The organism is Nocardia yamanashiensis (assembly GCF_021183565.1).
Lineage (GTDB): Bacteria > Actinomycetota > Actinomycetes > Mycobacteriales > Mycobacteriaceae > Nocardia > Nocardia yamanashiensis.
In genome coordinates this window covers 6,708,189-6,733,234 of record NZ_CP089226.1, presented here as the reverse complement: position 1 = coordinate 6,733,234, position 25,046 = coordinate 6,708,189, and the positions used below count along the sequence as shown (strand labels likewise).

Here is a 25,046-nt window from a genome sequence, read left to right as displayed (position 1 = left end):
GTGACGAATTCCTCCGGCCTACGCCCTGCGCCGGCCGGAGTCGTGTGATCAGAGCTTGCGCGAGCGCAGTTCGTGGCCCTTGGACGTCTTGCAACGCCCCGATTCCAGATCCCACTGCCAGCCGTGCAGATTGCAGGTGAGGGTATTGCCTTCCACCACGCCGAATTTCGACAGATCGGCCTTCAGGTGCGGGCAGCGGCGCTGTACTTCCCAGCCCGCCAGCTCGGTGGACGCGGAATCGTCGTGCGCTTCGGAGAACCAGCCGTCGGCGTACGCGATGCGCTCGTCGGTCAGGCATTTGAAGAAGGTGTAGAGGAATTCGTTGTAGCCGCCGATCCGCCAGGTGGTGAATCGGGTGGACAGGAAAATGGTGTTCACCCAGTCGGGTTCGTTGTCGCGCAGCACCGTCCGCACCAGCACCGGGTCGATCCGGAACCCGTAGCGGTACTTGCCTTCTCCCTCGATGGGCTCGCGCACCACCCGCTTGGGGAAGTCCAGCACCACGGTCTCCGCGCCCATGACGAGCCCGACCGGATAGCCGATGCCGTCGCAGATGAGATCGCTCTGCGCCATGATCGGCTCGAAGAGATCCTTGAGCCGGCCCAGCAGCGGCCCGTCGTCCTCGTTCGCCCAGGACGCCTTCTCTGCGGCGATGATCGGCGCGAACCGCTGCGCCATGGCCTCGATGTAAGCGGCCTTGTCACCGTAGATGGTGTCCGGCACCACCGGATGCGACAGCGAATTCAGCGTCTTGCCGGTCAGATCCACCGTCGAGCCCGGAATCATGAGCAGTCCGCCGTCATTGCCGTGGATGCTCATCTGCTCCAGGAACACGATCTGGTCGGGGAAGATATTGCCCTCGTCCCCGTGATCGTCGTTCAGGTAGCGCAGCTCGTCGTCGAGGAAGACCGGCGGCCCGGCGGACGGCACCACCCAGGTGGCCCCGACCTGCTCGATATAGGAGCGGCAGCGGTCCATGCCGCGTTGGCGCTTCTGCTTGCCGAAATTGGCCTTCGTCTTGGCCGGGATGTCGTACACCATCGGGTACCAGATGGCCCCGGAGTACTGCAGCAGGTGAATGTCGACGTGCCCGAACGCGTCGTGCAGCACATCCATGTCGACCGGCCGCGCGTCGTTCATGTTGAAGCACACGGTCTCCCCGTCGGAGACCACCAGCCCGGAGTCGCCGATCGGCCCGTCCGCGGGCGCGCGCAGGGCGATGATCATGACGTCCAGGTCGCCGCCCGGCCCGGTCACGGTGTGCTTGACCGAGTCCTCGGTCTCGAAGAACTTGTGGAACCCGAGCGCTTCCAGCTCGCGCTTGAGGTCCGGCACCGGATAGTCCGGCAGCAGCACCGTCGCGTCCTTGTTGACGTGCCGCTTCAGATGCTCGGCATCGAAGTGGTCGCGGTGCAGATGCGATACGTAGAGGAAATCGCAGTTGCCCAAGTCGTCCCAGTCGAGCTGGGTATTGTCCGGAAAGGGAACCCACGAGGCGAAATACGCGGGGTTGACCCATGGATCGCAGAGGATCGTCCCGGCCGCGGTTCGGATGTGGAAACCGGCGTGTCCGACGCTGGTGATCTGCACGAGCTTCTTCCTCCCTGACCGTTACCAGCCACCAAGACTACTGGCTACCCCGACAGGTCGCCGATGCAGTAACCCTCGGCGCCCGACTCGAGGGTGTATGTCTGTTTTTTCGTAATTCCCGCGGTGGTGGTGACCGGAACGGTCACGGTGATGTATTTCCCACGCGGCCATTCGGATTCGATGGAGCCGTCCACGAACGCCGCCACCCCCGTCGTACGCCCCGGATTGCCCGCCAGCGGCGGCAGGCCCGACGCGCCGGTCCGGTTCGGATTCCAGCCGGGTGTCGCGGCGCACACCAGCGGATACGCGCTCTCCTGATCCTCCGGCGACAGCGGCTTCCCGATCGACCGGGCCAGGAAGCGCCGCACCGTGTGCCGCGCGTCGGCATCGTTCACCGCGATCGGCGCGCCCGCCTTGTACACATAGGGGCACACCGTCTGCCCGGTGGCGATGGCCCGATCCGGCAGGACCACGGTGACCTTCTCCCCGTACCAGCGCACCGTCGAATCCTCGGCCACGCCCTGCACGCCCAGTGCATCGATGATGGCCTGCGCATCACCGTACATATCGCGCACGTTCTTGGGCGCCATGTTCCAGCAGCGCTCGGTCAATTCGGCGATGCTCTGCGTCCGCACCAGCACCGCGAACCCGGCGATGGCCCGCACCGCCCCCGGGCTGTCCCGTACCTCCGACATGACCACTCCGTACTGCGGCTGGGCCGGACCGCCGGTAGCGCTCGCGCCGGCCTCGGCCCGCGCGCTGTCATATCCCTCGCCCGGCACCCCGACCGCCGCATCACATCCCGCCAGCAGGCAGGCCACCGCCGCCACCCCGCCCAACCATCCGCCGCGTCCGCGACCGAGCCGTGCAGTCCGGGCTTTCTCCACTCGTACGAACCTCTTTCGTGTCCTGATGGCCGGTCGGACTCACAGCCGGGTGCGGGTGTTGCCTGGGTCACTGGCCTGCGGTGAAGCAGCGACTAGGCTAGCGGACTTGTGGAACCCGTCTACTTCCCCGTCATCGGGCTGGCTCGCACCGTCTTCGCGCTGCAGGGCCTGAAGTTCACCGTCAAGGGCGACGAAAACATTCCGGCGACCGGTGGCGCGGTCATCGCCATCAATCACACCGGCTACATGGACTTCACGTACGCGGGCCTGCCCGCGCGTACGACGAAGCGCTATATCCGGTTCATGGCGAAGAAGGAGGTCTTCGACAATCCGGTGGGCGGCCCGATCATGCGGGCGCTCAAGCATATTCCGGTCGATCGCGCCGCGGGCGCCGACTCCTACCACGAGGCCGTGAACCGGCTCCGCGCCGGTGAATTGGTGGGCGTCTACCCGGAGGCCACCATCAGCCGCAGTTTCGAATTGAAGGAATTCAAGTCGGGCGCGGCGCGGATGGCGATCGAGGCCGGGGTGCCGATCATCCCGATGACCATCTGGGGCGCGCAGCGGGTCTGGACCAAGGGCTTCCCGAAGCGCCTGGGCCGCACCAACACTCCCATCTCGATCGCCGTCGGCAAGCCGATCCAGCCGTATGAACCGGCGTCGGCGCTGACCGAAGAGCTGCACCGGACGATGCAGGAAATGCTCCTGGACCTGCAAAAGGATTACAAGCACGAGCAGGGCGCGTACTGGGTCCCCGCGCGATTGGGCGGCAGCGCACCGACTCTCGAAGAGGCGAACGCGCTCGATCAGGCGGAAGCGGCCGAGAAGGCCGCGCGCCGCGCCCAGCGTTCCGAATGACCGCTTCGCGCAAGTAAAAGGGGGCTCGGGGGTATCACCCCCGAACCCCCGGTTCGTCACAACGGTGACCTGGAAGGGGCGGACCGGCACGGTCCGGCATTCCCGTGCTGATCACACCCCTCCCAGACCTGCACACCGATCGTTCGGGCCGATGAGGAGGACCAATCCGAACGATGGTGCGGGCCACTGTTATTCGACGCCGACCGCCGCCTGGGTGGTGATGGCTTCGGCCGCCGCCACCGCGTCTTCCGGTTCCGGCTTGGCGGCGGGCATTTCGCTGTGGTCCAGCACGTACGCGGTCTCGCCGTGCACGGCCAGGTCGAGCCCGGTGTCCTCGTGATCCTCATCGGCCCGGATGCCGCCGAACAGCTGCATCACCTTGGCGATGATCATGGTCATCACGAAGGTGTAGACCAGCACCGCCAGCGCGGCCACGCTCTGCCGCCACAGCTGATCCACGCCGCCGCCGTAGAACAGGCCCGACACCGCGTTCGGCGCGGCGCCCGAGGCCAGGAAGCCGATCAGCACGGTGCCGAGAATGCCGCCCACCAGGTGAATGCCCACCACGTCGAGCGAATCGTCGAACCCGAAGCGGTATTTCAGCGAGACCGCCAGGCAGCACACCGCACCGCAGAGCGCGCCCACGATCAGCGCGCCGATCGGCGTGACCGCCCCACAGGCCGGGGTGATGCCGACCAGCGCCGCGATCAGACCGGATGCCGCACCCAGCGAAGTCGCGTGTCCCGCTTTGGCTTTCTCCACCGCGAGCCACCCGCACATACCGGCGCACGAGGCCGCGATGGTGTTCAGCACGACCACCGACGCCGAATTGCCGGCCGACAGCGCGGAACCGCCGTTGAACCCGAACCAGCCGAAGAACAGGATGCCCGCGCCCAGCATGGTGAGCGGAAGGTTGTGCGGCCGCGGCGGATTCGGGAACGACTTGCGCTTGCCGAGGATGAGCGCCAGCGCCAGGCCCGCGATACCGGCATTGATGTGCACGGCGGTGCCGCCCGCGAAGTCGATGGCCTTGAGCTTGTTGGCGATCCACCCGCCGTGGACCGAACCGTCCTTGCTGTCGAACGCGAAGACCCAGTGCGCGACCGGGAAGTACACCAGCAGCGCCCACACCCCGGCGAAGATCATCCAGGAGCCGAACTTCATGCGATCGGCGACCGCGCCCGCGATGAGCGCGACCGTGATGGCGGCGAAGAGCAGCTGGAAGGCCGAGAAGATGGCCGGCGGCAAGCCCGGCGTGGTCGGTGCGTCGAGCAATTTGGACGACCCGAAGTATTCGGTCGGATCACCCAATAAGCCGGCGCCCCCGAGGGAATCGCCGAAGGACGCCGAGTAGCCGACGACGATCCACAGCACGCCCACCACGGCCAGTGCTCCGAAGACCATCATGGCCATATTGAGTGTGTTCTTGACGCTGACCATGCCGCCGTAGAACAGCGCCAGCCCCGCCACCATGATCGACACGGCGGCGAAGGCGGCGAGCATCCATGCGGTATCGGCCGCGGCTACTGCTTGCTCCATAGTTCACCTGACTTAGAGATTCCATTCGAACGGCGTTCCTTCGTAGGAATCACCGTTGCGTCGCAGTGAACCACCCCGCGTATTGCGCCGGGGTACGCCGCTGTGAAAGGTGGGTAAACCCGAACGCCTGGACTCGGGCGTGGCGAGCCCATTGCGGTGCGGACTTGGACACGGTCGCGTGATGCCCGCGTAATGCCGCCGACACGAATCCTTGGTTTCCTATCAATCAACAGCGATTCACCACAGCAGACAGATCGGAAACCGAGGACACGCATGACCGATACCGCCGAGTTCCTGATCATCGGGGGCGGCCTGGAGGGCCTGGCCATCGCCTGGTCCCTGGCCGAGCGCGGCGCCACCGACATCCTGGTGCTGGAACGTGCCACCCTGTGCTCGGGCATGACCGGCAAATCCAGCGGCGTGGTCCGCTGCCACTACGGCGCGCCGTCGCTGGCCGCCATGTCGTGGTGGTCGGTGCCGTTCTTCGAGAACGCCCGCGAAATCCTCGGCGACGACCTGGGATTCAGCCAGTGCGGCTATGTGGTCGGCGTGGGCGCGGACAATCTGGAACCGCTGCGCGCGAACGTGGCCATGCAACGCGCGCTGGGCATCGAGGTGGATTTCATCGGCCCCGGCGAGATGGCCGAACTCTGGCCCGGACTGCGCACCGACGACTTCGCGGGAATGGCCTACGAACCGCGCGGCGGGCGCGGCGAAGCCTATTTGACCGGAATGGGTTTCGCGGCCGCCGCCCGGCAGCGCGGCGTGCGCATCCGGCAGCAGGCGAAGGTGGTGAAGCTGCTGACCGATGCCGGCCGGGTCACCGGCGCGCAGCTGGCCGACGGGACGGAAGTGCACGCGGGCACGGTGGTGCTGGCCGCCGGACCGTGGACCCCGGAGCTGGCCGCCACCGCCGGCGTCGAGGTGAAGGTGAAAGCCCAACGCGCCCAGCTCATCCTGATCGACCAGGGCGAACCGCTCGGCCAGGTCCCGGTGCTGTCGGATCTGGCGAGCCTGCAATACCTGTGCCGCGAACCGAACGGCGAAGTGCTGGCGGGCAACAGCGATCACGCCGCCCCCGAATACCTCGACCCGGACGATTTCGTGAACCGCGCCGACGCGCACGCCGTCGACAAGGTCATCGCCAAACTCGGGCACCGCCTGCCGCACATGCCCGATCCACGCGTCACCGGCAGTTATGTCGGCGCGTACGACGTCACCCCCGACTACAACCCGATCATCGGCCCCGCCCCCGTGCCCGGCCTGTTCCTGGCCACCGGTTTCTCCGGCCACGGCTTCAAGATCTCGCCCGCGGTCGGCCGCCTGGTCGCCGATCTGCTGCTGCACGGCCGCACCGAACTGCCGGACGTGGATCCCGCCGACTTCCGCTACGAACGCTTCGCCGAAGGAAAACCCCTGCTCAGCCCCCACCCCTATCGGGGCGCGGGCGAAATGCGCTGACCGCTATCCGATCCCTGTTCCAGGAGCCGACATGGCCATAGACACCGCCGCCACCGTCACCCCCATCGCAACCCATCGCAGCCTGGCCGAACAGGCCCGGCTCACCGACACCACCTTCATCCTGGCGGTCTTCACCACCCTGTCCGGAAAACCCTGCGCCAAGCTGGTTCCGGTGCAGGCGGTCGAGCAGCTGGCCGCCGACGGCGTCGGTTTCGCCGGATACGCGGCCGGGATGATCGGGCAGCAGCCGCGCGATCCGGACCTGATCGCGATCCCAGATCCCGAGACCTTCACCCCGATCCCATTCGTGAAACCCGGTCTGGCCATGGTGCATTGCACGCCGCACGTGGAAGGCGAGCCGTGGCCGTTCGCGCCGCGGGTGATCCTGCAGCGCACCCTGGCCCGCGCCGCCGAACGCGGTTACACCGTGAACGTCGGGGCGGAGATCGAATACTTCCTGGTGGACAAGGCGGCCGGGGGCCTGACGCCCGCCGATACCGCCGACGTCAGCCTGCAACCGTGTTACGACGCCCGCGACGTGACCCGCATGTACGACCATCTGGCCGAGGTGTCGACGGCGATGAACTCGCTGGGCTGGGGCAATTACGCCAGCGACCACGAGGACGGCAACGGGCAGTTCGAGCAGAACTTCGACTATGCCGATGCCATGGTGACAGCGGATCGGGTGATCACCGCGCGCTATCTGCTGTCGGTGATCGCCGAGAAGCGGGGGATGAAGGCCACTTTCATGCCCAAGCCGTTCACCGACCGGACCGGTTCGGGCATGCACATGCACCTGTCGCTGTGGGACGGGGACCGGGCATTGTTCCCGGATGCCGCCGATCCGCGCGGGCTGGGATTGTCGCCGACGGCGTACGGATTCCTCGCCGGGCTGCTGGAGCACGCCTGCGCGCTGCAAGGGGTGATCGCGCCGACGGTCAACTCGTACAAGCGAATCGGCGCGACCAGCACTGCCAGCGGTGCCACCTGGTCGCCGCGTTATGCCACCTACGGGGGGAACGATCGCACGCACTACCTGCGGGTGCCGGATCAGCACCGGGTCGAATTGCGCGGCGCGGACGGTTCGGCGAATCCCTATCTGGCCATTGCGGCTTCGGTGGCGGCGGGGCTGGACGGTATCGATCGTGCGCTCGATCCGGGTGCGCCCGGCGAGCAGCGCGGCGACATGCTGCCGATGACGCTGGTGCACGCCATGGACGCGCTGGAATCCGATCCGATTCTCACCGGTGCGCTGGATATCGCCGGTCCGGGCGTGGCCGAGTACTTCGCCGCCCGCAAGCGCGAGGAGTTCTTCGCCTGGCACAACACGGTCTCCGCCTGGGAGATCGAGCACTATCTGACGGCTTTCTGATCGTTTCAACTCTCGGGGCTCTCAGGGGCTTCGCCCCTGAAACCCCTGAAACCCCTGAAACCCACAGGTATCGGAGGACAATATGTGCGGCATAGTCGGCCTGCACCTGCGCGATCCCGCGCTGTATCCCCGGCTGGGTGAACTGCTCACCGGGATGCTGGATCAAATGTGTGACAGGGGACCGGATTCCGCCGGAATGGCGGTGTACGGCGATCCGGTGTGGTCGCCGCCCGGCACGGTCACGGTCACGCTGCTGGACAGTCCGTTGCCGGCGGGCGAACTCGCCGAGCAGCTGACGGCCGGGCTGGGCGTGCCCATCACCGCACGCGAGTTCGCGCCGACCATGCTGGTCAATGGCCCCGCCGAGGTCGGCAGTTGCGCGGACGGTCAGGCGTACGCGCTCGCGGAATCGATCCGTGCCCTGGTCCCGGGCGTGCGGGTGATCGGCTTCGGCGAAACCCTCACCGTGCTCAAGGGCATCGGCAATCCGACGGACCTGGCTCACGGCTTCGGCCTTCCGCAGGCCCAAGGCTGGCAGGGCGTGGCGCACACCCGGATGGCCACCGAATCCGCCGTGACCGCCGAGGGCTCGCACCCGTTCTCCGTCGGCCCCGGCCAATGCCTGGTGCACAACGGCTCGTTCAGCAATCACATGAGCATCAAGCACGAATTGGAGCGCGCCGGAGTCGAATTCGACAGCGCCAACGACACCGAGGTGGGCGCCCGCTTCGTCGCCCGCCAGCTGGCGCAGGGCGCGGACCTGGAGAAATCCCTGCTGCTGCTCAACGATGTGTTCGACGGCTTCTACACCCTGCTCGTCTCCACCAGCGATTCCTTCGCCGTGGTCCGCGATGCCATCGCCTGCAAGCCCGCGATCATCGCCGAAACCGAGCGCTGGGTGGCCATGGCCTCCGAATACCGCGCGCTGGCGGATCTACCGGGCATCGAACAGGCCCGGATCTTCGAACCCGAACCGGAAGAGGTGTACGTATGGCGGCGATCGTGAGCGAACGCACCGTCCTGGATGTGGCCGAATCCGGCACGCGCGCGGTCAATTCCGCGCTCCTGACCGCGCCCGGACCCGTCACCCTGACGAACCCGCGCGGCGCGCACGCCCTGGCCTGCGGGCTGGACCGCGAGCTCGAGGTGACCATCGACGGGCATGTCGGCTACTACTGCGCGGGCATGAACCAGCACGCGAACGTCACCGTCAACGGCAGTGCGGGCGTCGGCGTGGCCGAGAACATGATGTCCGGCAGCGTCCGGGTCCACGGCGACGCCTCCCAGTCGGCGGGCGCGACCGCACACGGCGGCCTGCTGGTCATCGACGGCAATGCCGGTGCGCGGTGCGGGATTTCGATGAAAGGCGTCGATATCGTGGTGGGCGGCGATATCGGGCATATGAGCGCCTTCATGGGGCAGGCCGGCCGCCTGGTGGTGCTCGGCAATGCCGGTGAGGCGCTGGGGGATTCGCTGTACGAGGCGCGCATCTACGTGCGCGGCACGGTGGCCTCGCTGGGCGCGGACTGCGTGCGCAAACCCATGTGCGCCGAGCACCTCGCGGAATTGCGAGAACTGTTGTCAGCAGCCGGATTCGACGCCGATCCCGCCGATTTCACCCGGTACGGATCGGCGCGCAAGCTGTATCACTTCCACGTCGACCATGCCGGAGCGTACTGACCATGACCCAGATCGACCCCGCCCTACGCGAATCGGCGACCTTCGACCGCCGGGCCATCGCCGAGATCCAGCGCGCCGCCGACACCGGCATCTACGATATTCGCGGCTGGGGTGCGAAACGTCCCCTCCCGCACTTCGACGACCTGCTGTTCCTCGGCGCGAGCATGTCCCGCTATCCCCTGGAGGGCTATCGGGAACGTTGCGACACGGACGTGGTGCTGGGCGACCGGTTCGCGAAACATCCACTGCACCTGGATATTCCGGTGACCATCGCCGGTATGAGCTTCGGTGCGCTGTCCGGTCAGGCCAAGGAGGCGCTGGGCCGGGGCGCGAGCGCCGTCGGCACCTCGACCACCACCGGTGACGGCGGCATGACGCCCGAGGAACGCGGGCAGTCGAAGTACCTTGTGTACCAGTATCTTCCGTCACGTTACGGCATGAATCCGGACGATCTGCGCAAGGCGGATGCCATCGAGGTCGTGCTCGGGCAGGGGGCCAAGCCGGGCGGCGGCGGCATGCTGCTGGGGCAGAAGATCAGCGATCGGGTGGCGGCCATGCGCACCCTGCCGCAGGGCATCGATCAGCGCAGCGCCTGCCGGCACCCGGACTGGACCGGGCCGGACGATCTGGCCATCAAGATTCTCGAACTGCGGGAGATCACGCAGTGGGAGAAGCCGATCTACATCAAGATCGGCGCTACCCGGACCTACTACGACGTCAAACTCGCGGTGAAGGCCGGAGCTGATGTCGTGGTGGTGGACGGCATGCAGGGCGGAACCGCCGCCACCCAGGACGTTTTCATCGAACACGTGGGTATTCCGACCCTGGCGGCGATTCCGCAGGCGGTGCGGGCGTTGCAGGAGCTGGGGATGCATCGCAAGGTGCAGCTCATTGTCTCCGGCGGTATCCGGACCGGCGCGGACGTGGCCAAGGCGATGGCGCTGGGCGCGGACGCGGTGGCCATCGGGACGGCGGCGCTCATCGCCCTGGGCGACAACAGTCCGCGCTTCGCCGCGCAGTACGCGGCCCTGGGTTCGGCGGCCGGGTTCTACGACGACTTCCAGGACGGGCGCGATCCGGCGGGCATCACCACCCAGAATCCGGAACTGGCGGCCACTTTGGACCCGGTCGAGGGCGGGCGGCGGCTGGCCAACTACCTGCGGGTGCTCACCATGGAAGCGCAGACACTGGCCCGGGCCTGCGGGAAATCGCATCTGCGCAATCTCGAACCGGAGGATCTGGTGGCGCTGACCGTGGAGGCGGCCGCCATGGCGCGGGTGCCGTTGGCCGGGACCAGCTGGATTCCGGGAGCGGTGGCATGACCGACGTGCTCGATACCGGCGGTGCGGCGAAGGCATTCGACCCGCTGTGGACGGAGATCCTGGATGTCGGCCGGGCGGGCACCGGTGGTTATCGCCGCTATGCCTGGTCCGACCCGGATCTCACACTGCGCGAATGGTTCCGGGGCTGTGCGGCGACCCGCTCCATGGAGGTGGAGGAGGACCGGAACGGGAACCTGTGGGCGTGGTGGCTCCCGCGCGGCTGGGTCGGTGATCCGAAGGGCGCGTTCGTCACCGGCTCGCACCTGGATTCGGTTCCGGACGGTGGCGCGTTCGACGGCCCGCTGGGGATCGTGTCCGCGTTCACGGCCGTGGACCTGCTGCGCGTCCGAGGTGTCGAACCGGCCGTACCCATTGCCGTAGTGGCCTTTTCGGACGAGGAGGGCGCTCGGTTCGGCGTGGCCTGCATCGGCTCTCAGCTGAGTACCGGTGTGCTCGACCCCGGTCGCGCCCTGGGGCTGCGCGATATCGACGGCATCACCCTCGCCGAGGCGCTGACCCGGGCGGGCCGCGACCCCGCACAGCTCGGCCCCGACCCCGCCCTGGCCGATCGCGTGGGCGTCTTCGTGGAACTGCATATCGAACAGGGCCGAGCCCTCGACCTGGTCGACCATCCGCTGGCGCTGGCCTCGTCCATCTGGCCGCACGGCCGCTGGGAATTCGATTTCACCGGCGAGGCGAATCATGCCGGCGCCACCCGGCTCGTCGACCGCCGCGACCCCATGCTGGCCTTCGCCGCCGCCGTCCACACCGCCCGCACGGAAGCCGCCGCCCGACAAGCGGTCGCGACCTTCGGCAAGGTCCTGGTCTCCCCCAACGGCACCAATGCCATCCCCTCCCGGGTCCGGGCCTGGCTCGACGCCCGGGCCGCCGACCAGCCCACCCTGGAAGCCCTGGTAGCGCGCATCACCGCCCTCGCACACGACCACACCCGCGCCGAGGGCACGGCCTTGACGGTCACCCCCGAATCCATCACCCCCATAGTCGAATTCCCCGACGGTCCCCGAAATCGATTGGCCCGCGCCCTATCCCACCTGGGCGAGCTCCCCGTCATCCCCACCGCCGCCGGTCACGACGCGGGCATCCTCTCCGAAATCGTCCCCACCGCCATGCTTTTCGTCCGCAACCCCACCGGCGTCTCCCATTCCCCCGCCGAACACGCCGAACCCATCGACTGCCACCGCGGCGCGGCCGCCCTGGCCGACGTCATGACCGCCTGGGTGACTCAATCCTCCACATAGTTGTCCGGATATGCCGTGATGGCCAGGAACCGGATCGGCAATCGCACCAATTCGTGCGGCCCGTGCGGCTTCTCCCCGTCCAGCAGCAGCGAATCCCCCGTCCGCAGCGTGTATTCCGCGTCCCCGTGCCCATAGACCATCACCCCCTCCAGCATGTACAGCAGTTCCGTCCCCGCATGCTGGAACAGTGGAAACGTCTCACTGGCCTCCGTCAACGTCACCAGCACCGGCTCCAGCCGCTTGTGCTGCCCACGCAATGCCCCCAGCAACTCGTAATGATGCCCGACCCGAGACCCCCGCCCCACGATCGCCGACCCGTGCCCCGCCCGCGTGAAAACCGCCTCCCCCTTCGTATCCGCCCCGCGGAACAACGAGGTCACCGGCACATCCAACCCCGCGGCCAGCCGAGCCAAAGTGGAAAGACTGCAAGAAGTCTGCGCATTCTCGATCTTCGAGAGCATCGCCTTCGAAATCCCCACCTTGGCCGCCATATCCCCCACCGACAACCCACTGGCCACCCGCAGCGCCCGCACCTGCCGCCCGATCACCCGCTCCAGATCCACCCCGGTAGGCGTATCCGCCGGCACTTCCCGATCCTCGGCCCCAGCACTCATCCCCCGATCCTATCGGCGCGTTTCCTCACAGTGGACATCGGCAACCCGTGATCCTGAACTCGGATCTATGTACAATTCTGTGGAGTGATAGGGCAGTTTTATGTACAAGGAGGCGGCATGTCCCTAACGCACATCGAGATCGACGACGAGGAACTCGAAACCGCCAAGCGGCTCGGCGGGCACCGCACCAAGACCGCGGCCGTTGCCGCCGCCCTGCGGGAGTACAACCAGCGCCTGTCCCGCGCAACTGCCTACGATCGCTACTTCGAGCTCGCTCAGGCATGGGATCTGGAAGGTGCGGAAGCCGCACACCGAGCCGAAAAGGAGCCCCCGCAACCGTGATCGGCTACTTGCTCGATTCCTCAGCTCTTCGGCGAATTCTCCGAGACCGCACCGCATTCGAACAGTGGCGTGTTCCGGCACTCGACGGCGAACTGCATCACTGCTATCCACAGCGCATCGAATTCCTGCGCTCGGCAAGAAATCTGAAGGAGTACTCCGAGTACTGCCGGATGTACGAGGAGCTCTACAACGAGGTCACCGTACCGAAGTCCGCCGGCACCTGGATTGCCGGATTTCAATGGCGTGCCGCCGAAAACGGCAGCCATCAGGCATTCTCAGCCGTCGATCTGCAGATCTGCGCCACGGCCGCCTATCACGGACTCGTCGTGGTTCACGACGACAAGGACTTCGTGACCGCGGCGGGACTGGCCACCGAACTGCGTGAACGCAATGTGTTCGATGGTCCGGAACCGTCGAGCTGAGGCGTCGCCTCCTCGCTCAGGACAGGGCTCAGCTGGGATCCGACCCACGAATGGCCGCCAACCAAGTCGCGGTGGCCGCCGCCACCGCCGTCGCCGCGACGAAAGCACCGGTCCCGCCACCCGCCACATAAACCCACAACAACGCCGCGATGGGCGCCACCACTGCAGACTGCGCATCCAGCAGCAAACGCCGCCCCACCCGAGCGGCTTGCCCCGCCACCGCCACCGCCTGTGGATCCGGCCGCGTCGGATTGTCGATCAACCGGCCCACCGGTTCCCGGTCCCGCACGCGCCCTGACGGATAGATCCGTCCACCGCCGATATGCACACTGCGCGAGGACAATTCGGCATCCTCCTGGGTCAGCGTGGTCAATGCCGGATCGAAATACACCGGCAGCCATCGGGTCTTCCCGCCCAACGTGAACTCCAGCCAGCTCCGGCTGGTCAGCCGGTACTGCTGCCGCACCCGCCGCACCGCCACATGCCGATGCTCCGCCGCCGGCATCCCGAACGGCAGCCGGCCCAAGGCGACAGCGAACCGAATTCCGCTGTAGCCCAGCACCACTACGGCCAGCGCCAGCAGCATCCCGAACTGCTCCGGATCGGCGAACGGCACCCAGGCGAGCATGCTCACCAGGGTGCCGATCGTCACGAGCAGCGGATAGGCCAGGGGGTGACCCATCCGGGGAATCACTTCAGGAAGCCGATTTTGGTGTAGTCGACGCTGGCCATGCCGACCGCACCGTAGTTGGCGAGGTTGTCGCGGACCGCGACATTGCCGGGCGACTGGAACAGTGGCGTGGAGTGGCCTTCGGCCCAGATCATCTTGTCGAGTTCGTTGGCGAGCTTGACGGCCTTCTCGGAATCCAGCTCCGAGATGGTCTCCTCGATCTTGGCATTCACTTCCGGGCTGCCCACCCGGCCGTAGTTGCCCTGCAGATCATTGGGGTCGTAGCCCCAGATCTGGGTGAGGCTGCCGAACGGGAAGGGGTCGCCGAGCCAGCCCCAGAACGCCATGTCGAAATCGCCCGGCTGGATCACGTCGGTGAAGTAGCCCTTGCCGGGCTTGGTGACGATCTCGGTCTTGACGCCGATCTGGGCCAGGTTCTGCTGGATGATCTGCGCGATCTGCACCCAGTTCGGGTCGTTGTACATGATGTTGCGGACGACGAGCTTGCGGCCGTCCTTCTCGCGTACATCGCCGTTCAGCTTCCAACCGGCGTCGTCCAGCGCCTTGGCCGCCGCCTGGCTGTCGAAGGCGAAGGAATTGTCCTCGTAGCCCTTCTGACCCGCCATGTAAATGTGGTTCTGCAATGGCTTCGGGTTCTCCACCAGTCCGTTCTGGATGGCGGTGACAATTCCCTGTCGGTCGATGCCCTTCATGATGGCAACGCGCACAGCGGGATCGGAGAGGATCGAGCCCGGTGCGCCGTTGAACGTGAGATGCGACCACGACATGCCGGGCGCGCGGCGGATGACTACGCCGGGCGTGCTCTTGGCGGTCTTGAGCTCGTCACGATTGCCGATGCCGACCGCGTCGATCTCGTTGTTCTGCAAGGCCGGAACCTGTGCGGCGCTGTCCAGCACGCTGTAGGTGATGGTGTCGAGCTTGGGCGTCGCACCCCACCAGTTCGGATTGCGGCCCAGGATGACGCGGTTCTGCGCACGGTCGATGGTCTTGACGATGAACGGCCCAGCGCTCGGCGTCGGGTCGTTCACATAGCCCTTGTTGAATACTTCCGGATTCGCCGACACCGACTTCGGGAACAGGAAGGAGTTGCCCGCGAACTGGCCCTTCCAATCCGAGAAGTGCTTGTTGAAGGTCAGGACGGCCTGACGGTCGTCTACGCCCCGCTCGACCTTCTCGACCCGATCGAATCCATTGCTGGAGGCAATCAGGAATTCTTTGTTCTTGCCGTTCAGCGCCTGCGCCTCAGCGGCGATGTCCTCCCAGGTGATGGGGTTGCCATCGGACCAGACAGCCTTGGGATTGATCGTGTAGGTGACCTGCTGCGGGTTGGTGTTGGTCAACTCCACGGAGGTGAAGTAGTCGGTGTTCACCGTCGGCACGCCTGCGGCGTCGATCTTGAAAGCGCGCGGCATGGTGGCCTTCAGCAGCGCACCGGTGTCCACGTCGTTGCCGTCGTTCTGCATGCCGTTCCAGTTCTGCGGCAACGCGGTCAGCGCCACCCGCAGATTTCCGCCGTCACGCAGGTCGGCGACATCGTGGGGATTGATGTCGTTGGTGGTGCCCAGCGAGGCCGCCGAACCCGCCGGAGCGCTGGAATCGTCACCGCCGCAGCCGGCCACCGCCAATGCCACCGCGACCAAGGGAATCGCTAGCCGCATACCTGTCGAGCGTTTCCTCATCGGTCGCCCCTTCCGTCGGAGTTGTACTGAATCACTTCGGAAACCTGCGGTCCGCTCATCCGGTGACCACCGGCAGCGGGACGGCGTCGATGAGGGCACGGGTGTACTCGTCGCGGGGAGCGGAGAAGATCTGTTCGGCCGGACCGTATTCCACGATTCGCCCGCTTTTCATGATGGCGATGTCGTGCGCCAGATTGCGCACCACCGAAAGATCGTGGGAGACGAACAGATACGACAGGCCACGTTCGATCTGCAAGTCGCGCAACAGATTCAGCACGCCGGCCTGAATGGAAACGTCCAGCGAGGAAACCGGCTCGTCCAGCACCAGGATCTCCGGCTCCAGCGCCAGCGCCCGCGCGATGCTGATGCGCTGCTTCTGCCCGCCGGAGAAGTCGGTCGGATAACGGTCGGCGTGTTCGGGCCGCAACCCGACCTGACGCAGCAATTCCGGTACGCGACGGGAGATCTCGTCACGGGAACGACCGTCGATCCGCAATGGCTCGGCGATGGCGTCCGAGATCGGCAGCCGGGGATCCAGTGCGGATGCCGGATCCTGGAAGACGATCTGCATGCGACGGCGAATGTTCCGCCGGTCCGCCTTGGTGAGGGTGGCGACGTCCTTGCCGAGGATCTCGATGCTGCCGCTCTCCGGCGGGAGCAACTCCATGATCTGGGTCAGCGTGGTCGACTTGCCGGATCCGGATTCGCCGACGATGGCCAGGGTGCGGCCCGCGTGCAGTTCGAATCCGATGCCGTCCACTGCCTTCACTTCACCAATGCGCCGCTTGAACACCACGCCCCGTGTGAGCGGGAAGGTCTTGCGCAGGTCGCTGACCTTCATCACGACATCGCGGGCGTCGATCTCCGCGACCTCGTCCGGCTCCGGAATCTCCTTGCGATAGGCCGTGAAAAGCTCCCGGGTCCCGACCTCGGCGGTCCGGATGCAGGCGGCGCGATGTCCGGGTTCGGTGTCCTGCAACGGCGGCTCGGCCGCGCGGCAGTCATCGATCGAGATAGGGCAGCGCGGCTCGAAGGGGCAGCCGCCAGGCAGTGCGTGCATCGCGGGCGGCGACCCCACGATGGGGATCAGCGGCGTGCGCGGCGGGCCGTCCAGGCGGGGAATCGAGCCCAGCAGGCCCACCGTGTACGGCATCCGGGGAGATCGGAAAAGCTCTGTGGTGGCTGCGGTTTCGACAATGCGACCCGCGTACATGACGGCCACCCGGTCGGCGAGCGTGGCCGCGATCCCCATATCGTGGGTGATCATCACGACGCCCGCGCCGGTGATGTCGCGCGCCTTGCGCAGCAGGTCGAGGATCTGCTTCTGTACCGTCACGTCCAGCGCGGTGGTCGGCTCGTCGCAGATGATCAGCTCGGGGTCGTTGGCGATCGCGATGGCGATCACCACGCGCTGCCGCATGCCGCCGGAGAACTCGTGCGGAAAGGCCCGCGCGCGCAGTTCGGGATCGGGAATGCCGACCAGGCCGAGTAGATCCACCGCCTTGGCATTCGCCTCGGACCGGCTCATCTTGCCGTGTGCCAGCAGAGCTTCCGCGATCTGGTCGCCCACCCGATAGACCGGGGTCAGCGCCGACAGCGGGTCCTGGAAGACCATCGACACGCTGCTGCCGCGCAGGGTGGACAACTGCTTGTCGCCCAAGCCCAGCAGCTCCCGGCCCCGCAGCCGGATCGAACCTCGGATGCGGGCCTGTTCCGGGAGCAGGCCCATGACCGCCAGCGACGATACCGACTTGCCCGAACCGGATTCGCCGACGATGGCCAGTACCTCACCGTCGTTCACGGTATAGCTGACGCCGCGCACAGCGTCGACTCGGCCTTCTTCGCTCGGGAAAGAGACGTGCAGGTCCGAGACCTCCAGCAGCGGCGCGGTGGTGGTCTTACGGAGGTTGGGGGCCGAATTCTCGCTCATGCCTTCGCCTTTCCAGCAGCGCCGTCCCCGGCCTTGCGTTCCTTGCGCCGCGAGCGAGCCCGTTGCGCGGTGGGATCGAAGGCGTCACGCAGCCCGTCGCCGACCAGGTTCGCGCACAGCACCGTCGTGATCAGCAGGCCACCGGCGAACATGAACAGCCACGGGTAGGTGAGCGCGGAGGCGGTGCCGGCGGCGATCAGCGATCCCAGTGAGACGTCCGGCGGCTGCACGCCGAATCCCAGGAAGCTCAAGCCGGTTTCGCCGAGGACGGCCGCACCGACCGCCAGCGTGGTGTCGATGATGAGGATGGAGGCGATATTGGGCACGATGTGCGAGACGATCACCGTTCGGGTCGAGGCTCCCATGTACCGTGCGGCGCGGACGAATTCGCGTTCTCGCAGGCTCAGCGTGAGCCCGCGCACGATGCGGGCACTGATCATCCAGCCGAAGCCGCCGAGCAGCAGGATCAGCAGCACGATCGAGGCATTGCCCTTGGTGCGCGGAGCGAAGATGGCCACGATGATGAAGCTCGGTACCACCAGCAGTAGGTCGACGACCCACATCAGGGCCTTGTCGGGCCAGCCGCCGATCAAGCCGGCCACCGATCCGACGATGGTGGCGATGATGGCCGACATGAACGCCACGCTGAAGCCGATGATCAGCGAACGTTGCAGGCCGCGCAGTGTTTGCGCGAGCACGTCCTGGCCGATCTGGGTGGTCCCGAAGGGATGCTTGGCACTGGGCGGCTTCAGTAGCGCCGTGTAATCGAGCTGTTGATAGTCGTACGGCAGCAGCGGCGGCAGCACGAAACTTCCTACCAGCAGCGTCAACAGGATTACCGCGCCGGAAACCGCCGCCTTGTTGCGCAGGAATCGGCGCAGCACCAGCTTGCCGCGACCGGCCGCGGCGGGTTCCGGCGCGCCTTGGACGATGATCTCGGTTTCGGTCATGCCACACGCACCCGGGGATCGAGAATGGCCAGGACGATGTCGGACAGCAGCCCGCCGATCAGCACCATCAGTCCGGCGAAGGTGGCGATGGTGACCACCGGATACAAGTCCTGGCGATTGATCGAGTCGATCAGCCACTCACCCACGCCGTGCCAGCCGAAGATCTTCTCGGTGAACGTGGCGCCGGTGATGAGCCCCGCCAGGCTGTACGCGAACAGGGTGGCCATGGGGATGAGCGCGGTCCGCAGACCGTGCTTGTACAGCGCCCGGCGGCGTGTCAGGCCCTTGGCGCGGGCGGTGCGAATGAAGTCGCTCTGGAGCACGTCGAGCATCGCATTGCGTTGGTATCGGCTGTAAGCCGCCATTCCGCCGAGAATCAGGCCCAGCGTCGGCACCACCATGTGCTGGATCCGATCGACGATCTGATTCCACAGCCCGTGTACGGGATTCGCTGAGGTTTCCCCGGTATAGAGGAAGATCTGTTTGCCGGTCAGCGTATTGACTTCCAGCGCACCGTATTTCAGGAGAGTCGCGAGCAGGAAGATCGGGGTGCTCAGGATCAGCAATGACAGCACGGTGGTGAAGTAGTCGCTGAACTTGTATTGCCGGATCGCTCCGGCCGCGCCGACGAGCACGCCCAGCAGCGTGCCCAGCAGGGATCCGATGATCAGCAGTCGCAGGCTGACCCCGATCCGGCGCGGCAGTTCTTCGCTGACCGGCTGCCCGGCCAGCGTGGTCCCGAAGTCGCCCTCCGTCACCACGCCTTTGGCCCAGGTGAGATACCGCTGCGGAATCGGATCATCCAGATGCAGTTCGACTCGCTTGGCATCGATCACCGACTGCGGGGGCCGCGGATTCCGCGCCTCCAGACTGTCCAGCGGCCGGAACGACCATGACGCCAACGAGAAAACCAGGAACGACGCCAGCACCAGCAGCACGACATAGTTCAGCGCACGTCGCAGCAGAAAACCGGCCATCATTCCCTTCCGGGGTCGAGTCTTAGCCCCAGATCATAGGGACCACTGCCCCGTACCGCGTGTCCATCGCTCCCCCGCACCGTCGCGCGTGGCGCGTTGCCCCGCTTCGAGGTCGAGCACTTCCATCAATGTCGGGTCCTCGTCGATGGCATGCCACAGGTGCCCGAGCTTCGCCCCGGGCCCCGCGTCGGAGCTTCCGATCAGCTGCCACATGCCGTCGTCCGCGTCGTGGGTGACGAGCAGCACCGGCTCCTGTTGTTCGAAGACCTCTTTGGTCTGAATGCAATTGGTGCGCCAGATCCAATGCTTCATCCACCAGGCGCGCGGATCGCGTTCCATCACCCGGTCCACCACCCACCAGATGAACGGCAGGTCGTGGTGTGCGAGGCCTTCCGCGCGGGTGAAGTCCCGCCCGCCCTGCGGAACCGATTCGAACGGCGTGTCCACGAGCCCGTACGCGTGGGTGCCGTCGTGCGGGAACACCACGATGTGAAAGGTCCCGCCGCCTTCGTTCCCGGCCCCGATGCCGACGCTCATCCGCCCGGCCTGTTCGTCGCCGCCGGTGATCCAGCCGAGCGCGTAGGACGCCAGTTCGCCTTGCGGTCCGATGAACTCGCCGAACGCCCGCCGGTCCATGCCGGTCGCGTCCGCCGTCGGCACTTCGACCATCCGGCCGGGAATCACCTGTACATCCACCAGCCGGATGCTAGCTCTCCCCCGCTTCCCGCGCCGGTCCGCGCCATCGAGCCCGCGATTGTCCGGCAATGCTTCCGATGTGGTGACGAGGCGATCGCAGTCCCGGTAACGGACCGTTCATTCGCGCTACAGTCATAGCGGTGACTCTCTTTCACCTGCCCAAACCCAAGATGGTCGCCACGGATGTCGATGGCACGCTCATCGACAATGGTGAGCAGGTGAGCACGCGCACGAAAGCCGCGGTAGACGCCCTTATCGCGGACGGTGTGCCGTTCGTGCTCGCCACCGGCCGACCGCCCCGCTGGATCGATCCGGTGGTGGACGGTCTCGGCTACGCGCCGTTGTGCGTGTGCGCGAACGGGGCCGTCATCTACGACAGCGCCTCCGATCGGATCCTGTCGGCGCGGACCCTGGATGTGGAGACGCTGGCCTGGGCCGCGGACCTGGCGGAACGGCTGCTACCCGGGTGCGGGCTGGCGGCCGAACGCGTCGGGCAGAGCGCCCACGATGCCGCCACCCCGCAGTTCGTGAGTTCGCCGGAGTACGAGCACGCCTGGCTGAACCCGGACGACACCCGGGTGTCGCGGTCCGAGGTGATCGCCTCGCCCGCCATCAAGATGCTGATCCGGTTGCCGGGGGCGCTGAGCGGCGATATGCGGGCCGTGCTGGAGCCCGCCCTGGGCGGCCGGGCCGATCTCACCTATTCGACCGATCACGGGCTGATCGAACTGTCCGCGCCGGGCGTCACCAAGGCCACCGGGCTGGCGACGGTGGCGCAGCGGCTCGGCGTGCAGCATTCGGCGCTGATCGCGTTCGGCGATATGCCCAATGACGTTCCGATGCTGCGGCTGGCCGGGCACGGGGTGGCCATGGGCAATGCGCATCAGGAGGCCAAGGACGCCGCCGACGAGGTGGCCGCCCCCAACCACGAGGACGGCGTGGCGCAGGTCCTCGAGCGTTGGTGGACGTAGCCTCCTCGTCCGTGTGACGGATGCTATTGCGCCGCAGGCTGTTCCGGTACCGCGGGCTGTTCCGGTGCGGCCGGGGCCGGTGGTGCGGCCTCGGGCAGCGGTGCGGGAATCTCGGATCCGGCCGCGGGCGCGCTCTGCAGCGTGTCCGGGATGGGCGACCCGCCCGGCACCGTGACCGGATTGCTGCCGAAGTTCTTCAGCACGGTGGTGACGATTCCGGTGAGCCGGTTGAAAATCAGTGACCCACGCTGGAAGTCGGCGCGCACGCCGTCCTGCACCTGATATTCGTTGCTGGCCGGCAACCCGAGCATCCCGGTACCCGCCCCCAGCTGCCGGAAGCGTTCCAGGATCTTCCCGACCACCGCGAACACCCGCCCGTCCGGCGTCGAATACACGTACCCGTTCACGAATTCGGCGTACTGCCCGCCGTCCTCGGTCGCGATCGGCTCCGACTTCGCCTGTCCCAGTGGACCGTTCGCCGCGCCCTGCTGATTCCAATACCCGGCCACCGGATTCCGCCCGACCATGTCCAGCAGCTTGCCGGTGAGATCGGCGAGCGTGGCCAGATCGGCTTCGGTGTCGTTCTGGGTCTGCGGCGCGGTGTGCTGATTCCCGGCCTGCTGTTCCGGTTTCGGCCGGGACGGCGCCCGTGAACCGCCCTGCACCGTGCCGGCGGTCTTCTCGGCGATGGCGCGGATCTTGTCCATCAATTCGTAGGCGGCGTCGCCGGGGCAGGAGGTATTTCCGACATCGCGGTGCGCGAAGATATTCGGCAGTTTGACCGCTTGTCCCAGTGCGTATTTCGTGTAATCGCTGCCTTCGGAATACATGGTGGTCGAACCTTCGGGCTGGATTCCCGCGACCTTGGCGCGCCAGCCGATGAAATCACCCATGGCTTGCACGGCGATATCGGTCGGCGGTTCTTCCTCGTGATTGCCCATGAATGCCACACCGGCGGTATTGATATTGAATCCGCCCGCGTGCGCGCCTTCGACCGCGCGGTCCAGCCCGCCGTATCGGCCTTCGAAGATCTGCCCGTATTTGTCGACCAGTGCGTTGTATCCGATATCGCACCAGCCCAAAGTCTTCGCGTGATACGAGTAGATGGCGCGCACGATGCCCGCCGATTCCGCCTTGGAGTAGTCATTGCGCCCGGCGGTGTGGTGCACGGTGATCGCATTCACCGCATCGTCGTAGGTGGGTTCCTCGCAGCGCAGCGATTCGTCGGCGCCCCATTGCGCGCGCGTGATCACCTTCGGCCCGCCGCCCGGCAGCGCCGCCGCGACCTGGGTGAGGTTCTCGTCGATGGCCCCCCGGCCCGGATCGATCAGTACCGCGGCCAGTTTCTCCCAATTGATCTGCGCGGGATCTCCGGAATGGTCGGTGAGCGGCGCGGGTTCGGACACCGGCTTGCGGGTGGTGAGCACCTGCACGGCCTTGGTGCTGCCGACATAGATCGGCTCGGTGCCGGTGCGTTTGGATGCGACGCGCTGCCGTCCGTCGGCTTCGTCGGTGGAATACCAAGGGCCCCAAGTACCGTCGGCGCGTTGTGCGCGAATCTTGGAGCTGGTGCCCGCCAGATTGTCGGCGGTGAGTGCGACCATGCTGAAGGGCGTGTCGCGGGTGAGTTCCTTGACCTGGGCGCCGACCTGGTCGATCAGGTCGCCGGGCACGGCGCCGGGCGCCAGTGCGGGAGTGTTCGGATCGCCTTCGAGCTGGGGTGCGGCCGGGGTTTCCGCCGGCGCGACGGGTCCGGGTTCGGCGATGAATCCGGGGGACCCGCTGGGTTTCGAGACACCGCCGAGATTCGGTAGCGGTATCTCGCTGGGTAGTCGGACCCCGGACGGCACGGGTAGCCCGGCGGGCACCGGAATCGACCTGGGCAGCGGTAGTTTTCGCAGATCCGACAGGCGTAGGTCGGGCAGGTTCAATCCGGTCAGCTGCCGCAGCGGCAGTACCACGTCCGGTGCGGAGGCCAGCGCCACCTCGGCCAGCTTGGCCGGTATTGCTGCCAGATTGCTCTGATCAGCGGGTTTGACTTCCGGGGAGTCGCTCAGCGCCAGGACCCCGAACGGTGCGGTAATGGCCAGTATGGTGACTACGGGGAGTACATACGAGTGTTTGGCTCTGCTGTACGGCACGTGCATCTCCCATTCCAGGTAAATCTGTCTAACGGCACCCGGCCTGCAAGGTTGCTTCCGAGCGTCTCAGCGATCACACTAGTCCCAACTGTCACAGTCCCTGAACGTATGGTTGAGGCTTAGCCTTGGGTAACTCGAATGTAGCCTCAGCTCCAAACAGAACGGGTATGACATGCCGAACGGGTACCTACACGCACGCCGCAGACGCCGTAGCCTGATCGCCCTGTCCGTCACCGTCGCCACCGCGGCCGGCGGTACCGCCGCCCTGCTCTGGGCTTGGCCCGACGGCTCCTTCACCTTCACCGCGGGTCCCGGTCACGGCCGCGGCATGAGCCAGACCGGCGCTTTCGACCGCTCGGTCGGCGGCGACACCGCCGACACCATCCTGGCCCACTACTACCCCGGCGCCGAGCTGGCCGACATCGGCCCCACCACGGTCCGCGTCCGCCTGCAAGCCCAGGACGACAGCACCCTGGACGTGATCTCCGAATCCGTCTTCTACGTCGCCGGCCGCCGCGTGATCCCCGGCCAGGCGGCGGTGCTGACCCCCACCCCCACCGGCGCCGACGTGCGCATCACGCAGGGCTGTGACGGCGAAACCCTGTGGGAGGGCAGCACCGACGACCCCTGGGCCTATCCATCGATGGAAGGCACGAACCGCCCCGCCGCCGAACACCTCCAGCTGTGCGGCGGCAGCGCCTACCGCGGCGTCCTGGGCGTAGCTCTCGAAAACGGCAAGTACCGCACCGTCAACGACGTGGACGTGGACGACTACCTCATGGGCGTGGTCCCCGCCGAAATGGTCCCCAACTGGGCCGACCAGGGCGGCTCGGAAGCCCTACGCGCCCAAGCCATCGCGGCCCGTTCCTATGCCCTCGCCGAACACCGCTACGCCTACGCCGAAACCTGCGACACCACCGACTGCCAGATGTACCCCGGCACCGACAAAGAGGACACCCGCACCACCGACGCCGTCCTGGCCACCTCCGGCCGCGTTCTCTCCCGCGACAACCACGTCCTGCGCGCCGAGTATTCAGCCTCCCCCGACGGCGGCACCCCCGCGGAAAACCTCGAAATAGGCCCCGCCCTATCCGATTTCCCCGCCGCCCAACCCGCCCTCCCGTCCTTCCCCCTCTTCCCGGACCTACTGAATCCGAACCCCTCCGAACCATCGGAATCAGACCCGGCCGCCCCCACTTACTCGGATCCCACTTACTCCGACCCCACCTACACCGACCCCACCTATTCCGATCAAACCTATCCGGACCAGACAGACTCTTACGGCGTAACCCCCACGCCCCCTATCGAATCCAACACCCCCACCGAAATTCGCCCCCACCAAAATCCAGGAACCCGAGTCCGCAATCCCCTCCCACCCTCCGGTTCCACCGGCCTCCCCGCCGGCCCCACCACCCTGCGCCTCCTGGCGAACTCACACCGATTCACCGACCCCACCCCCGAAACCACCGCCAAACCACCCCTCCCCAACACCATCGCCCCCAGCACCGCCTCCACCCCAACCCCACCATCCGCACCCCAGCACCCGGCATTCACCACCTCCGCACCCGCCAACCCATTTCCCTGATTCAGCTGCGGAAGTAGAGGTTTCAAGCCCCGGCGTGCAGCGGCGGCCTGCCCGTGCCGCACGGCCCCCTTCGGTGTCGA

22 protein-coding genes are annotated in these 25,046 nt (G+C 66.6%); 11 read left to right on the top strand and 11 right to left on the bottom strand.

The window, feature by feature from the left end:
- Nucleotides 1-48 precede the first annotated feature (48 nt).
- Nucleotides 49-1,590: a Rieske 2Fe-2S domain-containing protein gene (locus tag LTV02_RS31035; protein ID WP_233035294.1), complete on the bottom strand. Its 1,542-nt coding sequence runs from the start codon at nt 1,588-1,590 to the stop codon at nt 49-51.
- Between the two features lie 44 nt (nt 1,591-1,634).
- Entirely contained in the window at nt 1,635-2,477 is an 843-nt protein-coding gene (locus LTV02_RS31030) for a hypothetical protein (protein WP_233035293.1), read from the bottom strand.
- 108 nt (nt 2,478-2,585) lie between these two features.
- Between LTV02_RS31030 and LTV02_RS31025 the strand changes: the two genes are divergently transcribed.
- A complete protein-coding gene (locus LTV02_RS31025) occupies nt 2,586-3,335 on the top strand; it encodes a lysophospholipid acyltransferase family protein (RefSeq protein WP_233035292.1) in 750 nt (249 codons plus the stop codon).
- Nucleotides 3,336-3,524: 189 nt separating this feature from the next.
- Here LTV02_RS31025 and LTV02_RS31020 read toward each other — a convergent pair whose 3' ends face one another.
- The gene (locus LTV02_RS31020; RefSeq protein WP_233035291.1) at nt 3,525-4,874 is read right to left on the bottom strand and encodes an ammonium transporter; all 1,350 of its coding nucleotides are present in this window, start codon (nt 4,872-4,874) and stop codon (nt 3,525-3,527) included.
- 273 nt (nt 4,875-5,147) lie between these two features.
- On the opposite strand from LTV02_RS31020, the gene LTV02_RS31015 reads away from it, so the two are divergent.
- From LTV02_RS31015 to LTV02_RS30990, 6 genes are all read left to right on the top strand, one after another.
- Nucleotides 5,148-6,335, top strand: a complete 1,188-nt coding sequence (locus LTV02_RS31015; RefSeq protein ID WP_233035290.1) for an NAD(P)/FAD-dependent oxidoreductase — start codon at nt 5,148-5,150, stop codon at nt 6,333-6,335.
- 31 nt (nt 6,336-6,366) lie between these two features.
- Nucleotides 6,367-7,707: a type III glutamate--ammonia ligase gene (gene glnT / locus LTV02_RS31010; RefSeq protein ID WP_067718070.1), complete on the top strand. Its 1,341-nt coding sequence runs from the start codon at nt 6,367-6,369 to the stop codon at nt 7,705-7,707.
- Nucleotides 7,708-7,789: 82 nt separating this feature from the next.
- Nucleotides 7,790-8,713, top strand: coding sequence for a class II glutamine amidotransferase (locus LTV02_RS31005; RefSeq protein WP_233035289.1), 924 nt, complete (start codon nt 7,790-7,792; stop codon nt 8,711-8,713).
- Entirely contained in the window at nt 8,698-9,387 is a 690-nt protein-coding gene (locus tag LTV02_RS31000) for a GltB/FmdC/FwdC-like GXGXG domain-containing protein (protein ID WP_233035288.1), read from the top strand. Before LTV02_RS31005 ends, LTV02_RS31000 begins: the two co-directional genes overlap by 16 nt.
- Nucleotides 9,388-9,389: 2 nt before the next feature.
- Nucleotides 9,390-10,709: an FMN-binding glutamate synthase family protein gene (locus LTV02_RS30995; RefSeq protein ID WP_233035287.1), complete on the top strand. Its 1,320-nt coding sequence runs from the start codon at nt 9,390-9,392 to the stop codon at nt 10,707-10,709.
- Nucleotides 10,706-11,968 carry an allantoate amidohydrolase gene (locus LTV02_RS30990; RefSeq protein ID WP_233035286.1) on the top strand — a complete coding sequence of 421 codons (1,263 nt, stop codon included), beginning with the start codon at nt 10,706-10,708 and terminating at the stop codon, nt 11,966-11,968. The genes LTV02_RS30995 and LTV02_RS30990 overlap by 4 nt, the downstream gene beginning before the upstream one ends.
- On the opposite strand, the gene LTV02_RS30985 is transcribed toward LTV02_RS30990, so the two are convergent.
- Complete coding sequence (locus tag LTV02_RS30985) at nt 11,953-12,582, bottom strand: helix-turn-helix domain-containing protein (protein WP_067718084.1); 630 nt, start codon at nt 12,580-12,582, stop codon at nt 11,953-11,955. The genes LTV02_RS30990 and LTV02_RS30985 overlap by 16 nt on opposite strands.
- Nucleotides 12,583-12,699: 117 nt before the next feature.
- Between LTV02_RS30985 and LTV02_RS30980 the strand changes: the two genes are divergently transcribed.
- Both LTV02_RS30980 and LTV02_RS30975 read left to right on the top strand, forming a co-directional pair.
- Nucleotides 12,700-12,924 (top strand): type II toxin-antitoxin system VapB family antitoxin, encoded by a 225-nt coding sequence (locus LTV02_RS30980; RefSeq protein ID WP_067718086.1) that lies wholly within the window; start codon nt 12,700-12,702, stop codon nt 12,922-12,924.
- Nucleotides 12,921-13,346, top strand: a complete 426-nt coding sequence (locus LTV02_RS30975) for a PIN domain-containing protein (protein ID WP_233035285.1) — start codon at nt 12,921-12,923, stop codon at nt 13,344-13,346. The genes LTV02_RS30980 and LTV02_RS30975 overlap by 4 nt, the downstream gene beginning before the upstream one ends.
- 28 nt (nt 13,347-13,374) lie before the next feature.
- Here LTV02_RS30975 and LTV02_RS30970 read toward each other — a convergent pair whose 3' ends face one another.
- The 6 genes from LTV02_RS30970 to LTV02_RS30945 are packed head-to-tail and all read right to left on the bottom strand — an operon-like array spanning nt 13,375 to nt 20,269.
- The gene (locus tag LTV02_RS30970) at nt 13,375-14,028 is read right to left on the bottom strand and encodes a hypothetical protein (RefSeq protein WP_233035284.1); all 654 of its coding nucleotides are present in this window, start codon (nt 14,026-14,028) and stop codon (nt 13,375-13,377) included.
- Nucleotides 14,029-14,036: 8 nt separating this feature from the next.
- On the bottom strand, nt 14,037-15,716 hold the full coding sequence (locus LTV02_RS30965) for an ABC transporter family substrate-binding protein (protein WP_233035283.1): 1,680 nt from the start codon (nt 15,714-15,716) through the stop codon (nt 14,037-14,039).
- Nucleotides 15,717-15,771: 55 nt separating this feature from the next.
- The gene (locus tag LTV02_RS30960; protein ID WP_233035282.1) at nt 15,772-17,646 is read right to left on the bottom strand and encodes an ABC transporter ATP-binding protein; all 1,875 of its coding nucleotides are present in this window, start codon (nt 17,644-17,646) and stop codon (nt 15,772-15,774) included.
- The gene (locus tag LTV02_RS30955; RefSeq protein WP_233035281.1) at nt 17,643-18,596 is read right to left on the bottom strand and encodes an ABC transporter permease; all 954 of its coding nucleotides are present in this window, start codon (nt 18,594-18,596) and stop codon (nt 17,643-17,645) included. The genes LTV02_RS30960 and LTV02_RS30955 overlap by 4 nt, the downstream gene beginning before the upstream one ends.
- Nucleotides 18,593-19,573 carry an ABC transporter permease gene (locus tag LTV02_RS30950; RefSeq protein ID WP_233035280.1) on the bottom strand — a complete coding sequence of 327 codons (981 nt, stop codon included), beginning with the start codon at nt 19,571-19,573 and terminating at the stop codon, nt 18,593-18,595. The genes LTV02_RS30955 and LTV02_RS30950 overlap by 4 nt, the downstream gene beginning before the upstream one ends.
- Before the next feature lie 33 nt (nt 19,574-19,606).
- Entirely contained in the window at nt 19,607-20,269 is a 663-nt protein-coding gene (locus tag LTV02_RS30945; protein ID WP_233035279.1) for a hypothetical protein, read from the bottom strand.
- Nucleotides 20,270-20,439: 170 nt separating this feature from the next.
- On the opposite strand from LTV02_RS30945, the gene LTV02_RS30940 reads away from it, so the two are divergent.
- The gene (locus LTV02_RS30940; protein ID WP_233041770.1) at nt 20,440-21,240 is read left to right on the top strand and encodes an HAD family hydrolase; all 801 of its coding nucleotides are present in this window, start codon (nt 20,440-20,442) and stop codon (nt 21,238-21,240) included.
- Between the two features lie 23 nt (nt 21,241-21,263).
- Here LTV02_RS30940 and LTV02_RS30935 read toward each other — a convergent pair whose 3' ends face one another.
- Complete coding sequence (locus tag LTV02_RS30935) at nt 21,264-23,387, bottom strand: N-acetylmuramoyl-L-alanine amidase (RefSeq protein WP_233035278.1); 2,124 nt, start codon at nt 23,385-23,387, stop codon at nt 21,264-21,266.
- A gap of 166 nt (nt 23,388-23,553) precedes the next feature.
- Between LTV02_RS30935 and LTV02_RS30930 the strand changes: the two genes are divergently transcribed.
- Nucleotides 23,554-24,966, top strand: a complete 1,413-nt coding sequence (locus LTV02_RS30930) for a SpoIID/LytB domain-containing protein (protein WP_233035277.1) — start codon at nt 23,554-23,556, stop codon at nt 24,964-24,966.
- The last annotated feature ends 80 nt before the right edge of the window (nt 24,967-25,046 follow it).

Bases quoted from the DNA above. Each gene is read 5' to 3' on its own strand.
- LTV02_RS30955 (WP_233035281.1), bottom strand. From the start codon at position 18,596: ATGACCGAAACCGAGATCATCGTCCAAGGCGCGCCGGAACCCGCCGCG.
- LTV02_RS30970 (WP_233035284.1), bottom strand. From the start codon at position 14,028: ATGGGTCACCCCCTGGCCTATCCGCTGCTCGTGACGATCGGCACCCTG.
- LTV02_RS30940 (WP_233041770.1), top strand. From the start codon at position 20,440: ATGGTCGCCACGGATGTCGATGGCACGCTCATCGACAATGGTGAGCAG.
- LTV02_RS30950 (WP_233035280.1), bottom strand. From the start codon at position 19,573: ATGGCCGGTTTTCTGCTGCGACGTGCGCTGAACTATGTCGTGCTGCTG.
- LTV02_RS30965 (WP_233035283.1), bottom strand. From the start codon at position 15,716: ATGAGGAAACGCTCGACAGGTATGCGGCTAGCGATTCCCTTGGTCGCG.
- LTV02_RS31000 (WP_233035288.1), top strand. From the start codon at position 8,698: ATGGCGGCGATCGTGAGCGAACGCACCGTCCTGGATGTGGCCGAATCC.
- LTV02_RS31005 (WP_233035289.1), top strand. From the start codon at position 7,790: ATGTGCGGCATAGTCGGCCTGCACCTGCGCGATCCCGCGCTGTATCCC.
- LTV02_RS30995 (WP_233035287.1), top strand. From the start codon at position 9,390: ATGACCCAGATCGACCCCGCCCTACGCGAATCGGCGACCTTCGACCGC.
- LTV02_RS30935 (WP_233035278.1), bottom strand. From the start codon at position 23,387: ATGCACGTGCCGTACAGCAGAGCCAAACACTCGTATGTACTCCCCGTA.
- LTV02_RS30985 (WP_067718084.1), bottom strand. From the start codon at position 12,582: ATGAGTGCTGGGGCCGAGGATCGGGAAGTGCCGGCGGATACGCCTACC.
- LTV02_RS31015 (WP_233035290.1), top strand. From the start codon at position 5,148: ATGACCGATACCGCCGAGTTCCTGATCATCGGGGGCGGCCTGGAGGGC.
- LTV02_RS30990 (WP_233035286.1), top strand. From the start codon at position 10,706: ATGACCGACGTGCTCGATACCGGCGGTGCGGCGAAGGCATTCGACCCG.
- LTV02_RS31020 (WP_233035291.1), bottom strand. From the start codon at position 4,874: ATGGAGCAAGCAGTAGCCGCGGCCGATACCGCATGGATGCTCGCCGCC.
- LTV02_RS30980 (WP_067718086.1), top strand. From the start codon at position 12,700: ATGTCCCTAACGCACATCGAGATCGACGACGAGGAACTCGAAACCGCC.
- LTV02_RS30960 (WP_233035282.1), bottom strand. From the start codon at position 17,646: ATGAGCGAGAATTCGGCCCCCAACCTCCGTAAGACCACCACCGCGCCG.
- glnT (WP_067718070.1), top strand. From the start codon at position 6,367: ATGGCCATAGACACCGCCGCCACCGTCACCCCCATCGCAACCCATCGC.
- LTV02_RS30930 (WP_233035277.1), top strand. From the start codon at position 23,554: ATGCCGAACGGGTACCTACACGCACGCCGCAGACGCCGTAGCCTGATC.